We start from the raw sequence: 15,063 nt of genomic DNA on the forward strand, positions 1-15,063 counted from the left end.
AGTAGACGCCCCGCGCCCTGGAGATCTGCTGTTTTTTGGCGACGGCAACAAAGCCACGCACGTTGGCATCTACGGCGGTAACCGCCAGATGATTCACGCCCCAGGCAGTGGCCGAGCGGTGGTTAGCGTACCGCTGGATGTTGCCTATTGGCAGCAGCGCTTTTTAGGGGCGGCAGGTCCAGCCCCTTAAGTGAGCTGCCAGGGTGATACAGGTCAAGGTATATTTTTCTTATCGCTATACACTCGGACTGTTTTGTCAGCTAATCGCATTTAATTGCCCGGCAAAATGCGGCAAACTTGGTAAATAAAGAGTCTATATAGGCCAATAAAAAAACGAGTACGCCGCTTACCTCCCTGAACGATGTAAATTGAGGCTAAGCAACGCGATGAAAGAGATTCTCCACCGCTTACCGATGCGGTTTAAGTTTGCCCTAGTATTGGTGCTGCCTTTGATAGCGCTGGGATGGTTTGCTGCCAGTGGTGCCATTGCCCGGCAGGCAGTGGTTAACGAGCTGTCACGTATGCAAGCACTAACTGCACTGGCTCAACAGGCAGGGGGCTGGGTACATCAAGTGCAGCGGGAGCGCGGCATGACGGCTGGCTTTTTAGGCAGCCAGGGGAAGGTGTTCGGAGATCGGTTGCGCCAGCAGCGTTCAGATATGGATGCTGCTGCGGAAGCTTTTTTCCAACAGCGTGATCAACTTGATGCAACGCTGCTGACCTCCACGATCAGCTCGCAGTTGGCTGCGGTTGAGCAACAATGGCAGCAAAACCAGTCGCTGCGTGACCAGGTAGACCTGCTTAGTGTGGCAACACCGGAAGCGCTAGGCCACTATACAGGGCTTAATAGCTTGCTGATGGTACTCGTTGGCGAGCTTGCCCACCTAACGGGAGAGGGCGCGATTACCCGTCAACTGGCAGCCTATTATAATTTGTTAGAGGCAAAAGATTTGGCAGGTATTGAGCGTGCGCTTCTTTCAAATGTATTTGCTGCCGATGCGATGCCTGAAGCGACCCTGCAGCGTCTCTTGTCATTAATAGGTGAGGAACGTGCATTTCTAGAAACTTTTCGTGTCTTATCTGGTGCTGCTAACCGTGAGGCACTGGAGACAGCTTTGAGTGGCCCGGAGGTTGAGCGCGTGCTGGAGCGGCGCGCACTAGCGATTCAGCAAACGGCAGGCTTCGGGGTAAACCCAGAAGAGTGGTTCGATTGGCAAACAGTGAAAATTGGCCGCTTAAAGGCGCTTGAGGATAGTGTTTCTGCAACTATCGTAAGCGCTACTGATGAGCTTAAGCGCCAAGCACAGCGAGATCTATGGTGGTACTTAGCGATTGCTGTAGTGGCTACTGTGATTGCCATTGGCATGGCAATACTCATTGTTCGCACCATGACGCGACCGCTTCAGCGAGCGTTGGTAAGCATTGCGGAACGCGGCGATGACTTGACGCAGCGCCTGCCGGTGCCCGGTAGTGATGAGCTTTCTAGGCTTTATCAAGCGGTAAACGATGCGTCAGCGCAAACAGAACAGTTGATTGCTGAAATGAAGCGCAATGCACAGTCGGTAGCGCTTGCCAGCAATGAAATTGCTCAGGGTAACCAAGATCTTGCTCAGCGCACTGAGGAGCAGTCAGCGTCACTCGTGCAGACAGCTTCCAGTATGGAGCAGATGACCGCCACCGTGCGGCAAAATGCGGATAACGCGCATCAAGCTCAGCGTATGACTGGTGGCGTTGCTAACCAGGCACAAGAAGCTACTGAGGTGGCGATGCAGGCCCGGCAGGCAATGCAGCACATTCATCAGGCGAATGAGCAAGTGACAACCATCGTAACGGCCATCGATAATATTGCCTTTCAAACTAACCTGTTGGCACTGAACGCATCGGTAGAAGCGGCGCGTGCGGGCGAGCATGGGCGAGGGTTTGCAGTAGTAGCTGATGAGGTACGTAAGTTGGCAAGCCGCAGTGCCGAAGAGGCTAGTCAGATCCGCCACTTGGTCAACAATAACGTAGCGCGTATTAACGAAGGTGAAGCGTTAGTTGCCACGACAAGTGACACACTGGAAAAAATTGCTGCGCGTGTGCAGCAGGTGGCGGCACTGGTAGATGAGATTGCGACAGCTAGCCATGAACAGTCAGCGGGAGTTGAGCAGATTAGCCATGCGATGGCACAGCTTGAAGATGTTACCCAGCAGAATGCTTCTTTGGTTGAGCAAGTCGCCACGGCAAGCCGCTCGCTAGATGACCAGGCTGAAGAAATGACCACGCTGGTTAGCCGTTTCCGCGTTGCAGAAATATCGCCACGCCATAGTCAGCAGCTTGCCTACAGTTAATGGCGCTAAGTAAAACGCGAAAAAGGGAACCCTGTGTTCCCTTTTTGTGGGGGAGAGGGGCGTTGGCTTATGTCTGCTGAGGCTAAAGTAGCACGTTGATTTAACGCTATTTAATCTAAAACATATGTAGCAAGACGGTGTTAATATAATCGAAAGTCATTAAATTTAACCAGTTTATACGAGGAGAGCAGAGACGTATGCGCCCGCCCTTGAACGACTCGAAGGAGCAGTCTTTGCCTCACCCCGCTGCCCAAGCAGCATCTTTGCCGTTTAGCGCCGCCACAATGTCAGTGACCGATTCTAGTACGCTTTTAGCGCCTGCTGAATCGGCATTTCGTTACGCTAATGAGGCCATCATCATTACCGATGCTGATAATCTTGTGGTGGATGCTAATCCAGCCTTCTGCGAATTAACGGGGTTGTCGCTGAGTGAAATTCGAGGCCGGTCGCCGGAAGCATTCAGCATTTTGCCATTCGACGATAGCCGCACCACGCGTTTGATGCGCGAGGAGCTTCAACTGCGTGACCGCAGTAAAAGCCAGATTAGTTATCGTAGCCACGACGGACAGTTTTACCCCGGTATGATGTCGATAAACCGGGTTCGTAATGAGCAGGGCCGAATTGATCATCATGTGATTGTGCTGGCAGATCTTTCTGCCATTCCTTCCCACGCCCGCCACTTGAATCGTGAAGTCTATTTTGATGCATTAACAGGGTTGCCAAACCTGCAGCTGCTGACCCAGCTCATTCAAGAGTCCATCCAGCACGCAGAAAGTCGACAACTGCCGCTGGCGATTTGTTCTCTGGATATTGATCACTTTCACGCCATTAATGCCCGTCTTGGCCCTCAGGTAGGTGATGCTTTGTTATCGGCATTTGCACAACGCATCAGCCATCTACTGTTTGGTGATGATGTACTTGCTCGTATCGGCGGTGATGAGTTTGTGCTGTTGCTTCACCATGGTGTTGAGGAATCGTTTTTTGAAAAGCTGTTGGCCTCCATTCGCCAACCGCTAATCGTTGAAGGCCAGGCAATTTACCTGACTGCCAGTTTAGGCGTTACTTCCTACCCAAGCGATCATGCTCAAGGCGATGTGCTTTTGCGCCATGCCAACCAAGCTATGTATCGCGCCAAGCAGCGCGGCCGGGATACCTACCACCTTTTTGATCCTACCCATGACCTTCTGCTTCAGGTACGCCATGAGCAGCGTCAGCGCTTTATGGATGCACTAAAGCATGGCGAACTACGACTTTTCTATCAGCCGCAGGTAGATATGCGCAGCGGCCAGGTTGTGGGTGTTGAGGCATTAATTCGCTGGCAACATCCCGAACGTGGGCTGTTATCTCCTGGGCAGTTTTTGTCAACTATAGATGCCACCCCGCTGGAAGTGGATCTAGGCGAGTGGGTGTTAGAGCATGCGCTACAACAGCTGACTCAGTGGCAAAATGACGGTATTGAAATACCGATTAACGTCAATATCAGCCCTACGCACCTTTTGGTGAGCAACTTTAGCCAACGCTTAGCAGAGCTGCTTGCCCGCTACCCCACGGTGTCGCCTTCTCTGTTAAAGCTGGAAGTATTGGAAAGTGCGGCAATGCATGATGTGAAAGCTGCGCTAAAAAATATGGCTAGTTGCCAAGCGCTAGGGGTCAGTTTTGCCATTGATGATTTTGGTACTGGGTTTTCGTCGTTAACTCATTTACGCCAACTGCCTGTCAATCTAATTAAAATTGATCAAAGCTTTGTGCGCGATATGCTGAGCGACCAGGATGACATGGCAATTGTCGAAAGCGTTATTTATATGGCGAATCGATTTAAACGCCCAATGCTGGCCGAAGGCGTAGAGACGCTTGAGCATGCCAAGGCGCTAATGGCACTGGGATGTGAGTTAGCCCAAGGGTATGGTATTGCTCGGCCAATGCCACCAGAAGCCGTATCAGAGTGGCTAACACATTGGACCCAGCGTCATGAGTGGCGAGCGTTAGCCACGCTATAGTTGCTCAAATGATTTAGCGTTTAAGCCGCCTGCTCGGGCGGCTCGTCATTGGCAGGCTCACTATCATGCTCGCCACGCGCTTGGTTCATCTCGCTCTGTTTTTGTGCGGCCTCTAGCTTTGCTTCGAGTAAGTACTGCCGTGCTTGAGCGGCAACTTGCAGATCCTTTGGCGATGGATCAGCTGGTGCCATGGCGGCTGCAATCACTGTCTGCATCTTTTCGACTGTAGCTTGTGGATCGCCAGGAACCGGACCGTAATCAATCGGCACCTCACCGGCTACTGCATAGCGTTTGCCGTCTGGACCGACCTCATAATCGTAAGAAGCACCGCCTGTGTAGGGCCCGCCTGCTGTTTGATGAGCCATTTCATGCTGGCGCACTTCTCGATCTGTCTGCTTTAACTGCTCAAGTTGCTGAATCTCTTCCGGGGCTAACGGAGTGCCATCAGGGCGAGTAGGGCCCGCCGTCTTTTCGCTACTCTCTGTACGCTCGTCTGTCTCTTTGCTTGGCTCAGCGTTGGAAAGCGGGCCGTCGGCCTTAGAGCGTTGACTGCCAGCCTCGTTCCGCTCTACCCGCGGAGTAGGCAGGTTGGAAGCCGACCAAGTCGCAGTGGAGCCGGAAAACGCATTTAAAGCAGAAATATCCATAAGCGATTACCGATGTTTAGGCCATTTCAGTTAGCATAGAGTATCTGCGAGCCAGCCGAATTGCGCAACGTTATGCTCTCAATAGACGTCATTATTCATCTAAGTGTCAACGAATGCCTTGCCCACTATGAAGGGCAGTACGACAATGTGCGTACACGAAGTGTAGATGGTCGCTGGGTTGTTTTCCCTGCTCAAGCGCTTAGACGCGTGGTGGGGGAGGAGGGGGTTCATGGTATTTTTCGGTTAACGTTTACCGAGCAAGGCCGTTTTCACGATATTGTTCCACTTAATCGCCGCTGAGCCTGCTTATGCCCCAATATAATGCAAAAATGACGCTGAATGAGCTTGTTTACTCCGTCATACCTAATTTAAACACCGCCGAGCGTTTAGTGTGCAACACCTTAGATAGCTTGATTGAGTCAGCAGAAAACCCTCTTGATGTCTTTAAGCGCACCGAACAGCGCCAAGCATTTAATTTAGAACTACACCGAATCCGCATGAATATTAAGCATTTGCTGGATCGCTATCGCGCCGATGTTGATGAAATAATGCGAAAAAATGGCGGTGTGGATGGCCCGGTGATTGAGCCAGATGCGTTAGAGGCCGATGCCATTCAAAGTGCCATTGATATTTATCAGCATGTTCGAGCGTTTCAGCGTGGCGAGCAGCGTCATCCAATCCCGCGCCGGTGATACATACATGGCATTAATATTGCCTGTATAATGTGGCACGTGCTTCAGGACTACCCGCCTGAATGCTTGCAGCTCGCCTACCCGGCAGCAGCTGCTTACACATTAGGAGATTACCCATGTCTGCCTCACCTGTCACATTGATGGTGGCTCGTCGCGTCGCGAATAGTCGCTACCAAGATTTTAACCGTTGGCTAAATGAAGGTCGTGAACTCGCGGCTGACTTTCCTGGCTACTTGGGGTCCGGTGTATTGGCGCCCCCTAAAGAAGATGATGAGTATCAGATCATTTTTCGCTTTGACAGCCAGGAAACCCTTTCTGCTTGGGAGCATTCGGCCTCTCGCCATGCTTGGCTTGAGCGGGGTAAAGGCCTTTACGATGCGCCCCATGAGCACCGGGCAACAGGCTTGGATGCGTGGTTTAAGGTAAGCCCTGGAGCTACCCCGCCACGCTGGAAGCAAGCCGTAGCCGTCTGGCTGGCGTTTTTCCCCATTTCACTACTGTTTCAGTGGACGTTTGGCAGTGTGTTAGCCGAGTGGCCGCTCATTCCGCGGGTGCTGGTGAGTACCATGATGCTGACTCCCGTCATGGTGTTTGTGTTTATCCCGCTTTCAACACGTTTACTAGCGCCGTGGTTACAAGGAAAGTGGTCGCCCATGGATCTTTTTGCCCGCTTTCGACAGCAGCATAGAACGTGAGTGTTTGTATTGTTCAGCCTCCTTATAAGTTATTAATCCCTTTCTAAAACAGCAGCTTAAGCGCATATCATGAGAAGTAATGACGATGTCATGATATGTGCTTGCCGTAATATAAGCAGGTCGTCGCTTTCTCCATGAGGTTCAACGCTGCAATAGTGCTAAGCTGGAAAAGCTTGCAGTCAATGGATAACTGACACTGGCCTAGTGCTGGTGTACCAAGTCGCCTCATGGAGTAGTTATGATTCGCGTCCACCATCTAGAAAAATCTCGCTCTCATCGTATTTTATGGCTTTTAGAAGCGCTGAACGTTGATTATGAAATTGAGGTTTATCAGCGGGACCCTAAAACCCAGCAAGCGCCAGACGCGTTAAAAAAGGTGCATCCGCTTGGTAAGTCACCAGTTATTACAGATGGTGATCTAACGGTGGCAGAGTCCGGGGCAATTATTGATTATTTAGTGAATCGCTACGGTGAAGGACGGCTACAGCCTGCTACCGATGCGGGTAAAGAGTGGGTGAACTACCGTTACTGGCTGCATTATGCGGAAGGCTCATTAATGCCACTGTTAGTGATGGGACTCGTCTTTAGCCAAATTCCTAAGCAGTCACCGTGGCTAATTAAGCCAATTGCCAAAGGCATTAGTTCAACGGTACAGCAACGTTTTATTCAGCCTCAACTGAAACAGCATCTTAGCCTCATTGAAACGCATCTATCTGAACACGGTAACTTTGCAGGTGATTGGCCTAGCGGTGCGGATATCCAAATGAGCTTTCCCCTGCAGGCGGTGGCGGCCACTCGGTCGTTAGCGGCTTACCCTGCTATTGCTGCCTTTATTGAACGTATAGAAAGTGATCCTGATTGGCAGCGCGTTGTGGAGCGTGCTGGCCCGCTAACCATGCCAGGTGAGTAAACGCTGCTATGGTGCTCAAGGGAATGTTTGCGCCAAACCGGGCGCTAGGTAATCTCCCTATCGGGTGTGTAAAACGCTACGGAGTGTTAATTGCGTTGTTTACGCTAGGTAGTTGGAGTAGTGCAGCGCTGGCTAACGAGACGCTGCGGGTTGGAGTCTATCATAATCCTCCTAAACTATTTGCTGATGAGCAAGGGCAGTTAAGGGGGGTGTTGGGAGAGCTTTTGGCAGCGATAGCCCATCAAGAACAGTGGCAGCTTGAAAGCCGTGCCTGTGACTTTCAGCAGTGTTTAACGTTATTAGAGCAGGGCGACATTGACCTGTTACCCGACGTGGCTTGGAGCGAAGAGCGGGCCCAGCGCTTTGCTTTCCATAGTGAACCGGTCATGCATAGCTGGTCACAGCTTTATCAGTCTAGCGATAGCCGAGTAGAGGCTATTCTTGACCTTGAGCAGCGTCGTGTTGCGATCGTCGATGGTTCTATTCAGCAAAGCTATTTAGCAGCGGTTATTGAGCGTTTTGCTATTGATGTGACATGGCTGAAGGTCGACAGCTTTGCGGCTGGTTTCCAGGCAGTAGCGAGTGGCGATGCGGATTTAGTGGCATCAAATCACCTCTTTGGCGACTGGCGGGCGCATGATTACGGCCTGCATGAAACGCCCATTATATTCCAACCCACTCGGCTGTTTTATGCGGCTTCCCCGACGCTTTCTGCTGATGTACTTGAGCGTATTGATGTGGTTCTGCTTGGGTGGAAGGACGATATGAATTCGGTCTATTACGAGACGCTCCGTGCATGGCGCTCAAATATTTCGTCCGATTCACTGGCCCCGGCATGGCTATGGTGGGGCATAGCGCTGTTGTTACTGGTGCTGGCTTCTGCACTAGGCGGTAATGTGTTGCTTAAGCGGCGGATGACCATCAGTCGAGCGAGATTAACCACGAATGAAACGCTGCTAACTACTATTTTGGACAGTGTTGACGCCTATATTTATATCAAAACACCCTCGCTAAAATACCGCTACGTCAATCGCCAAATCAGTAACCTATTTAATTACCCAGCTGAGCAAATTATCGGCAAGGGTGATTATGAGTTCTTTGACACTGCTAGTGCGGCAGAAATGGCCGAAGTTGATCGTCAAGTGCTGGCCTCAGGTAAAAAAATCACCGTCGAAGAGCACAACGTGTTGCAGGGAAATGAGCGAGTTCGCACGTTTCTATCGATTAAAATGCCACTGGAAGTGGCTCCAGGGGAGGCGCCTTGCCTCTGCGGAATTTCCACCGAGCTAACGGAATACCTGGAGATGCAGTCGCGGACTCACCATCTGGTGTTCTACGATGCGCTGACAGGGCTGCCCAATCGCCGCCTATTACTGGAGTCGCTTGCCGAGGTGACTGATCCCGCCGGAGGGCCATGCGGATATAGCGCAATTTTGATTGCGGACCTGGATAACTTCCGCTTGGTGAATGATATTCAGGGCCATGAAAGTGGTGATCAACTGCTAATTAACGTAGCGCAGAAGCTGCAGCAACGGCTTACCGACGATGCTACGCTGGCGCGTTTTAGTAGCGATGAGTTTGTGGTACTGCTGAATGGCCTGGGTGAGCAGCAGAGTGAAGCAGCAGCCAATACTGAGAAGCTAGCGCGACAACTGCTGGAAACGGTTGCCCAGCTGCGCAATGATCGCGCGCTGCCCATTAGCGCCAGTATCGGTATCACGCTATTTAACAGTGCAGACCATGGCGTGAACAGTGTGCTGCAGCAGGCAGATATGGCGCTACAGCAAGCAAAAGCGTCTGGTGGCAATACGCTGTGCTTTTTTAATGTGGAGATGCAAACCAGCGTGTTAGAAAGAGCTAGCCTAGAGGGCGATTTGCACCAGGCACTGGCTCGTAATGAGCTTGCGTTGCACTATCAGGTTCAGGTCGACCATCAGGGCGTTACTACTGGTGTAGAGGCGTTGCTGCGCTGGTATCACCCTCAGCGGGGCTGGGTTTCTCCGGCAACGTTTATCCCCCTGGCCGAAGAGAACGGGCTGATTGTACCTATCGGCCACTGGGTGTTGCAGTGTGCCTGCGAGCAGCTGGCTAAATGGGCCAACCAACCTTCATATGCGGCGCTGACGATCTCCGTGAACGTTAGTTCGGTGCAGTTTCAGCAGCCGGAATTTGTCCGCGACGTGGAAGGGCTATTGGCCCAAACGCAAGCGCCACCCGGCCGCTTGGTATTGGAAGTAACCGAAAGCCTGCTTATGCGTGAACCAACCCGGGTGCGTAATACCATGCTGAAGCTGCGCGCTCAGGGGGTCCGCTTTGCGCTCGATGATTTTGGCACTGGCTACTCATCGCTTAGCTACTTAAAACGCCTGCCGCTGGATGAGCTGAAAATAGACCAATCCTTTATCCGCGAACTGCTTACTGATAAAACCGACGCAGCGATTGTTGATACTACGATTCTACTTGCGGTCAGCTTGGGGTTGAACGTGGTGGCGGAAGGCGTTGAGAAAAAAGAGCAGCTCGACTGGTTGAAAGGCCACGGCTGCTACCGCTATCAGGGCTATCTATTTGGGCGGCCCACGCCCATTGAATATCTTTTCGAAGCGTATTAAAGCGTATTAAAAAGCCCGCCCAGTGCACGAGCGCTGGGCGGGCTAGCGTGTTTACCTACTAAGGCTAGCCAAACAGTGCGAAGCTTTCGGCATTGAGCCACATATGAACCAGGATACTGGCGATATACCCCAGCAAAATCACGGGCGACCAGCGCAAGTGCCCCATAAAGGTATAAGAGCCGCGCGCTTGACCCATCACGGCCACACCAGCGGCTGAGCCAATCGACAGCAGGCTACCACCTACGCCCGCCGTCAACGTGATTAGCAGCCAGTGCCCATGAGACATTTCAGGTTCCATGGTAAGTACGGCGAACATGACCGGGATGTTATCAACCACTGCAGACACTACCCCTAGCGCAATATTCGCCCACGTAGCGTTCCAGCCGGTGTAGAGTGCTTCTGAAAGCAGCCCCAGGTAACCCATAAAGCCAAGGCCTCCGACACACATCACTACCCCGTAGAAAAACAGCAATGTGTCCCACTCTGCCCGAGCAACGCGGTTGAAGACATCAAACGGCACGACGCCCCCTAGCTGCTCCAGCTTTTTGTTGTCACCCAGGCGGCTATAGCGTTCCCGCTTGCGTTCCAGTGAACGGGGCAGGCTCTGGCGTAGGTAGTAACCAAAAAACTGTAGGTAGCCTAGGCCGGTCATCATGCCCAGCACGGGCGGAAGGTGAAGCAGTGTATGACACAGCACCGCTGTACCAATGGTCAGCAAGAAGAGCGCAATAATGCGTCGCGCTCCGCGCTTGAGCTGTACATCCTCATATACGCTGCTGGGCTTTTGATCTTTAATAAACAGGCTCATTACCATCGCTGGGATCAGGAAATTAACCAACGACGGAATAAACAGGATAAAGAACTCCTGGAATTCAATCAGACCGGCCTGCCATACCATCAGCGTTGTAATATCGCCAAACGGACTAAAAGCACCGCCTGCGTTTGCTGCGACCACAATATTGATACAAGCAAGGTTAATAAAGCGTTTGTCGCCTTCGGCTACTTTAGTGATGACGGCACACATTAGCAGCGCAGTGGTTAAGTTGTCGGCAATCGGAGAAAGAATAAAGGCAAGGCCGCCCGTTAGCCAAAAAAGCGTACGATAGTTAAAGCCTTTGCGCAGCATCCAAGAGCGCAGCGCATCAAATACTCGGCGCTCCTCCATGGCGTTGATATACGTCATGGCGACCAGCAGGAACAACATTAGCTCGGTAAACTCCAGAAGCGTCACGCGAAACGCGTACTCGGACGTGTCTGACATGCCGTTCTGGACGTATACCCAGCCAATGAGTCCCCAAATAATACCGGCGGCCACCAGCACAGGCTTGGATTTGCGCATGTGGATTTTCTCTTCGGCCATGACCAAGGCATAGGCCAGGACAAAGATTGCCACCGCGAAGAACCCTACCGCAGAGGTGGTTAAATCAATCTCACCTGTGACCGCGAAAGCGGCTGGGCTAATAAAAAATAATAAGGCCGCTAACAAAAAAGGCCAGCAACGAGTCACTCGAAGCTGGCCTGGGTCATGATGTAACGTCATCATAGTGTGTTTATCCTTATAATGGTTAAAAGAAGGGGGAATAAGCGACGCTAGTTTAGCAAGCGATATTGCGCTGCAATACGGAATAAAACCGAATGAAATCCTGTGATAAATAAGTTATTGCGTCTTTTTTTTGGAAATTATCCGTTTCGCTAATAGTAAATTTCGCCAGATAATGTAATGAATTTAGGCTGGATAATTAGTTAGACGATAGTCGGCTATAAGTAACCCTACCATTACCAGTCAATGTGCTAGACACGGCTTATCAGCACAATGAAAGCCACTTCCAGCCGTCTCAGCACACGTGAGAAATCAAGACGAAGGCCGGTAGGGGGGATCAACGCACAGGCGGGGTGCGGCTATGCTAACGTATGTGGCCCTTGATCCCCGAAGGTATTTTCATGCGCGTTCACCCTCATTCCTTGTGTCGCATTGTTATCCTGTCATTGGCCACGTTGGTACTGGCTACTACAGCGATGTCTACTCAGGCACAGACACGCATCATTTATAAATCAGCGCTCGCGGGTACGGCTTACCACCAAATGGGCGCTGAGTTGGCACAAGCGATTCGCCAAGACAGTAGTGGCACCGTATTGCTGAGTAATGAAGAGAGCCAAGGCTCCGTGCAAAATGTCATGGAAGTGGCCGCTCGCGAAGGCCTTTATATGTTTACTTCTCCGCCAGCGCTGGTTGCTCAAGCCCTGTCAGGCGAGGAACCGTTTAGCGGTGGAGATCACCGGCACTTTCACACTATTCGAGGTCTCTTCCCCGTCCCATCGCTGACGATGCACTTTGTTATGGCAGGAGACGACGGCACAACGACCATTGATGCCTTGGAAGAGAAGCACATTTTGATTGGGCGAGGCACATTCAGCGCAGGTGAAGCGGCGCGCTACTTTGAACTCTTTGACTTAAAAGACACAGTTCGGCTTGCTGATGCTTCCATCACCAACGGGGCTGAAGCACTACGCAATGGTCAAATTGACGCCTATGTGACCGCTAGCTCTTTCCCTACGCCCAATGTAATGGAAACCGCCTCCTTAGTGCCGATTACCTTGGTGAGCTTTACGGATGAGCAAATTGCTCTTACCGGCGCAGTACGCCAGATCATTCCGGGGGGCACCTACCCCGGCATTGCTGATAGCGTCACCACCACGTCACTTCCAGTGATGGCCTATGCCACTGAAAAAATGGATGACGAGACCGCCTATCTGCTGACTAAAGGTTTCTGGGAGCAGAAGGCTAACCTTGCTGAGCAGTCCGCTTGGTGGGAGGGCGTATCACCAGATGATTTAGCCCATTTGAGCACACCCCTTCACCCTGGAGCTCTGCGTTACTACGACGAAACAGGCATTGAGTTGCCTGAGGGTATACGCCAGGAATGATCGGCATAGCTATTTATCAACTAAGAAGGAAGTGCCTCATACTGTTACATACAAGCGTGTTAGTCTCAGCAAAATTGATGGCGGTTGACTTGAGCTGCTTCGCTAAGGATTAACGCGTATGCGTCGTACGTTTGTTGTAAAGATGTTGCTAGGGGCTGCGATTCCTCTCTGTATGACACTAGCCAGCGGCGTGGCACTCTATCTGGCGCTACAGAGTAGTCTCAGTGCCTCTTCGCAAATGCTGCAGCAACAAGCCATTATTGCCTCTGCTAACAGCTTAAAATTGCGCTTTGTAGATGCAGAAACAGGTCAGCGTGGTTATGCATTAACCGGTAGGGAGGAGTTTCTCTTACCGTATGAACAGGCTAGCGCCTCTTTCAGCTTAATGTTTGACCGTTTGGTACAAATGGTTGAAGACCAGCCAGAGCAGCTTTCGCGCCTCAACAATGCAGGTAATTTGTTTGAGCGCTGGCAGCGCGAGGCAGCCACGATCTCTATTGAACGCCGTCGAAACGGCATCAGCACGCCTGATGTCGAGAATTTAGAGCGTGGCAAACAGCTGGTAGACAGTTTCCGTTTGTTAATGAATGAGTTGACCGAAGCGGCCAATTTGCAGCTCCAGAGCAAACAGCAGGAAAGCGTGATAATTGGTCATCGAGCAAATTTGATTGCCATTGTAGGTTTTGGTAGCGCCGTGCTGGCCGCGTTGGTGATGTGGTTGCTGTTAGCTAACCGCACCTCGCTATCCGTCAATGGCATTACTCAGGCAGCTAAACGTATGGCCGAGGGTGATTGGCGTACGCGAGCCCCTGAAATTGGCCAAGACGAGTTAGCAGAAATGGCCCGGGCGTTTAATCAAATGGCCGAGCGGTTGGAGAGGATGGTTAGTGAAGAGCAGAAAGCTCGCCACTCTCTTGCCCAGCGAGTCGATGATATGGTGGCGAGCCGCACAAAAGAGATGCTGGCTATGAATCATCTGGTAGAGATGCTGCAATCCTGCCACCGTCGCGATGAGGCGATTCTGGTATTAGAGTCGATTCTACCCAGCCTATTTACTACCACGTCAGGTGCATTATTTTTAAACGAAGAAAAAGGCGAACACTATCCGTTAGTGGTGAGTTGGGGTCAGCCTGACACCATAGAAGGTAAGCGTTTGGCTGAAGGGGATTGCTGGGCGCTGCGGCGCGGCAAACCTTATGAGATAAGCGGCCAGATAAATCACGAAATTATTTGTGCCCACATTGATAACGTAGGGGGGTGCCATTACTGCACGCCGCTTTCGGCCCATGGCAGCATGTTAGGGGTACTACATGTTGGCCTCAGGGAGGGCCGCCAAAAGGAGTGGGAAAACCGCAAACAGCTCGCCCAAGCGGTGGCCGAGCAAGTATCGTTAAGTTTGGCGAATATTCAATTGCGCGAGCGGTTGCAGCAGCAATCAGTACGCGACCCGCTAACCGGTCTCTATAACCGCCGCTACCTTGAAGAAAGTATCCAGCGCGAGCTGGGCCGTGCAAAACGCGAGCAGACGCCGTTAGCGGTGATTATGCTCGATCTTGATCACTTTAAATGTATCAACGACAAACATGGCCACTCGGCGGGTGACAAAGTGCTGGTGGCAGTCAGCGAGCTATTAAAGCGTGCGCTGCGAGGTGAGGACTTAATATGTCGGTATGGAGGTGAAGAGTTCACGCTGATTATGCCTGGCGCCACACTCGACATCGCCTTACTCAGAGCTGAGCATTTGCGTAGTAGCATTGAGCAATTGCGTATTGAGGTAGCTGATGACCAGCAGCTTAACGTCACAAGCTCGATGGGTATCGCCGCCTACCCTAATCACGGCGACGATACTCAATTACTGCTTAGCCTAGCTGATGATGCCCTCTACAAGGCTAAGAGTGCCGGTCGTAATCAGGTTCACATCGCGGCCGAGCAGTTTGCTTAAAAAATAGTAAAGCTCAGCGCTATATAAGCCGCGTAGCCACCAAGCAGCGCGGCACCTTCCCAGCGTGATAGTTGCATACCGGTGTAGAGAAACAGCAGCAGAATGCTTGCTGAACCCAGCATGATCCACTGATCAAATTGGCTTACCCGCGCTGCAATCGGTAACGGCTGAAGGAAGGCGGAAATACCTAAAATCCCCAGCACGTTAAAAATATTGCTCCCCAGGATATTACCCACGGCCACATCGGCGTGGCGGCGCAGCGCCGCAATAACCGAAACGGCCATTTCAGGCAGCGATGTCCCCACGGCCACAATGG

At 51.7% G+C, this 15,063-nt stretch carries 13 protein-coding genes; 10 read left to right on the plus strand and 3 right to left on the minus strand.

The window, feature by feature from the left end:
• From BIS10_RS12125 to BIS10_RS12135, 3 genes are all read left to right on the plus strand, one after another.
• The coding region (locus BIS10_RS12125; protein ID WP_253505586.1) for a C40 family peptidase at positions 1-190 on the plus strand (190 nt) is incomplete at its 5' end.
• A gap of 196 nt (positions 191-386) precedes the next feature.
• Positions 387-2,330, plus strand: coding sequence for a methyl-accepting chemotaxis protein (locus tag BIS10_RS12130; protein ID WP_253505589.1), 1,944 nt, complete (start codon positions 387-389; stop codon positions 2,328-2,330).
• Positions 2,331-2,614: 284 nt separating this feature from the next.
• Complete coding sequence (locus tag BIS10_RS12135; protein ID WP_253505603.1) at positions 2,615-4,327, plus strand: bifunctional diguanylate cyclase/phosphodiesterase; 1,713 nt, start codon at positions 2,615-2,617, stop codon at positions 4,325-4,327.
• Positions 4,328-4,347: 20 nt separating this feature from the next.
• Here the strand turns inward: BIS10_RS12135 and BIS10_RS12140 are convergent, their stop codons facing one another.
• On the minus strand, positions 4,348-4,974 hold the full coding sequence (locus tag BIS10_RS12140) for a putative metalloprotease CJM1_0395 family protein (protein ID WP_253505591.1): 627 nt from the start codon (positions 4,972-4,974) through the stop codon (positions 4,348-4,350).
• A 72-nt stretch (positions 4,975-5,046) separates the two neighbouring features.
• Between BIS10_RS12140 and BIS10_RS12145 the strand changes: the two genes are divergently transcribed.
• From BIS10_RS12145 to BIS10_RS12165, 5 genes are all read left to right on the plus strand, one after another.
• Positions 5,047-5,274, plus strand: a complete 228-nt coding sequence (locus tag BIS10_RS12145) for a DUF2835 family protein (protein WP_253505593.1) — start codon at positions 5,047-5,049, stop codon at positions 5,272-5,274.
• An 8-nt stretch (positions 5,275-5,282) separates the two neighbouring features.
• Positions 5,283-5,666, plus strand: coding sequence for a hypothetical protein (locus BIS10_RS12150; protein WP_044629454.1), 384 nt, complete (start codon positions 5,283-5,285; stop codon positions 5,664-5,666).
• A 116-nt stretch (positions 5,667-5,782) separates the two neighbouring features.
• A complete protein-coding gene (locus BIS10_RS12155) occupies positions 5,783-6,361 on the plus strand; it encodes an antibiotic biosynthesis monooxygenase (protein WP_044629455.1) in 579 nt (192 codons plus the stop codon).
• Between the two features lie 238 nt (positions 6,362-6,599).
• Positions 6,600-7,271, plus strand: coding sequence for a glutathione S-transferase (locus BIS10_RS12160; protein ID WP_253505595.1), 672 nt, complete (start codon positions 6,600-6,602; stop codon positions 7,269-7,271).
• A gap of 83 nt (positions 7,272-7,354) precedes the next feature.
• A complete protein-coding gene (locus BIS10_RS12165) occupies positions 7,355-9,880 on the plus strand; it encodes an EAL domain-containing protein (protein ID WP_253505605.1) in 2,526 nt (841 codons plus the stop codon).
• 64 nt (positions 9,881-9,944) lie between these two features.
• Here BIS10_RS12165 and nhaD read toward each other — a convergent pair whose 3' ends face one another.
• Entirely contained in the window at positions 9,945-11,423 is a 1,479-nt protein-coding gene (nhaD, locus tag BIS10_RS12170; protein ID WP_253505597.1) for a sodium:proton antiporter NhaD, read from the minus strand.
• A 398-nt stretch (positions 11,424-11,821) separates the two neighbouring features.
• On the opposite strand from nhaD, the gene BIS10_RS12175 reads away from it, so the two are divergent.
• Both BIS10_RS12175 and BIS10_RS12180 read left to right on the plus strand, forming a co-directional pair.
• Positions 11,822-12,805, plus strand: a complete 984-nt coding sequence (locus tag BIS10_RS12175; RefSeq protein WP_253505599.1) for a TAXI family TRAP transporter solute-binding subunit — start codon at positions 11,822-11,824, stop codon at positions 12,803-12,805.
• A 118-nt stretch (positions 12,806-12,923) separates the two neighbouring features.
• Positions 12,924-14,747: a diguanylate cyclase gene (locus BIS10_RS12180; protein ID WP_253505601.1), complete on the plus strand. Its 1,824-nt coding sequence runs from the start codon at positions 12,924-12,926 to the stop codon at positions 14,745-14,747.
• Here the strand turns inward: BIS10_RS12180 and BIS10_RS12185 are convergent.
• The coding region (locus BIS10_RS12185) for a sodium:calcium antiporter (protein ID WP_392567174.1) at positions 14,744-15,063 on the minus strand (320 nt) is incomplete at its 5' end. The two genes, BIS10_RS12180 and BIS10_RS12185, sit on opposite strands and share 4 nt — an antisense overlap.

It is taken from the genome of Halomonas sp. 707B3 (genome assembly GCF_024158645.1).
Taxonomy (GTDB): Bacteria; Pseudomonadota; Gammaproteobacteria; order Pseudomonadales; family Halomonadaceae; genus Vreelandella; species Vreelandella lionensis.

Excerpts from the sequence above, each read along its gene's own strand:
- BIS10_RS12155 (WP_044629455.1), top strand. The coding sequence starts at position 5,783 with ATGTCTGCCTCACCTGTCACATTGATGGTGGCTCGTCGCGTCGCGAAT.
- BIS10_RS12145 (WP_253505593.1), top strand. The coding sequence starts at position 5,047 with ATGCTCTCAATAGACGTCATTATTCATCTAAGTGTCAACGAATGCCTT.
- BIS10_RS12180 (WP_253505601.1), top strand. The coding sequence starts at position 12,924 with ATGCGTCGTACGTTTGTTGTAAAGATGTTGCTAGGGGCTGCGATTCCT.
- BIS10_RS12140 (WP_253505591.1), bottom strand. The coding sequence starts at position 4,974 with ATGGATATTTCTGCTTTAAATGCGTTTTCCGGCTCCACTGCGACTTGG.
- BIS10_RS12175 (WP_253505599.1), top strand. The coding sequence starts at position 11,822 with ATGCGCGTTCACCCTCATTCCTTGTGTCGCATTGTTATCCTGTCATTG.
- BIS10_RS12160 (WP_253505595.1), top strand. The coding sequence starts at position 6,600 with ATGATTCGCGTCCACCATCTAGAAAAATCTCGCTCTCATCGTATTTTA.
- nhaD (WP_253505597.1), bottom strand. The coding sequence starts at position 11,423 with ATGATGACGTTACATCATGACCCAGGCCAGCTTCGAGTGACTCGTTGC.
- BIS10_RS12130 (WP_253505589.1), top strand. The coding sequence starts at position 387 with ATGAAAGAGATTCTCCACCGCTTACCGATGCGGTTTAAGTTTGCCCTA.
- BIS10_RS12150 (WP_044629454.1), top strand. The coding sequence starts at position 5,283 with ATGCCCCAATATAATGCAAAAATGACGCTGAATGAGCTTGTTTACTCC.
- BIS10_RS12135 (WP_253505603.1), top strand. The coding sequence starts at position 2,615 with ATGTCAGTGACCGATTCTAGTACGCTTTTAGCGCCTGCTGAATCGGCA.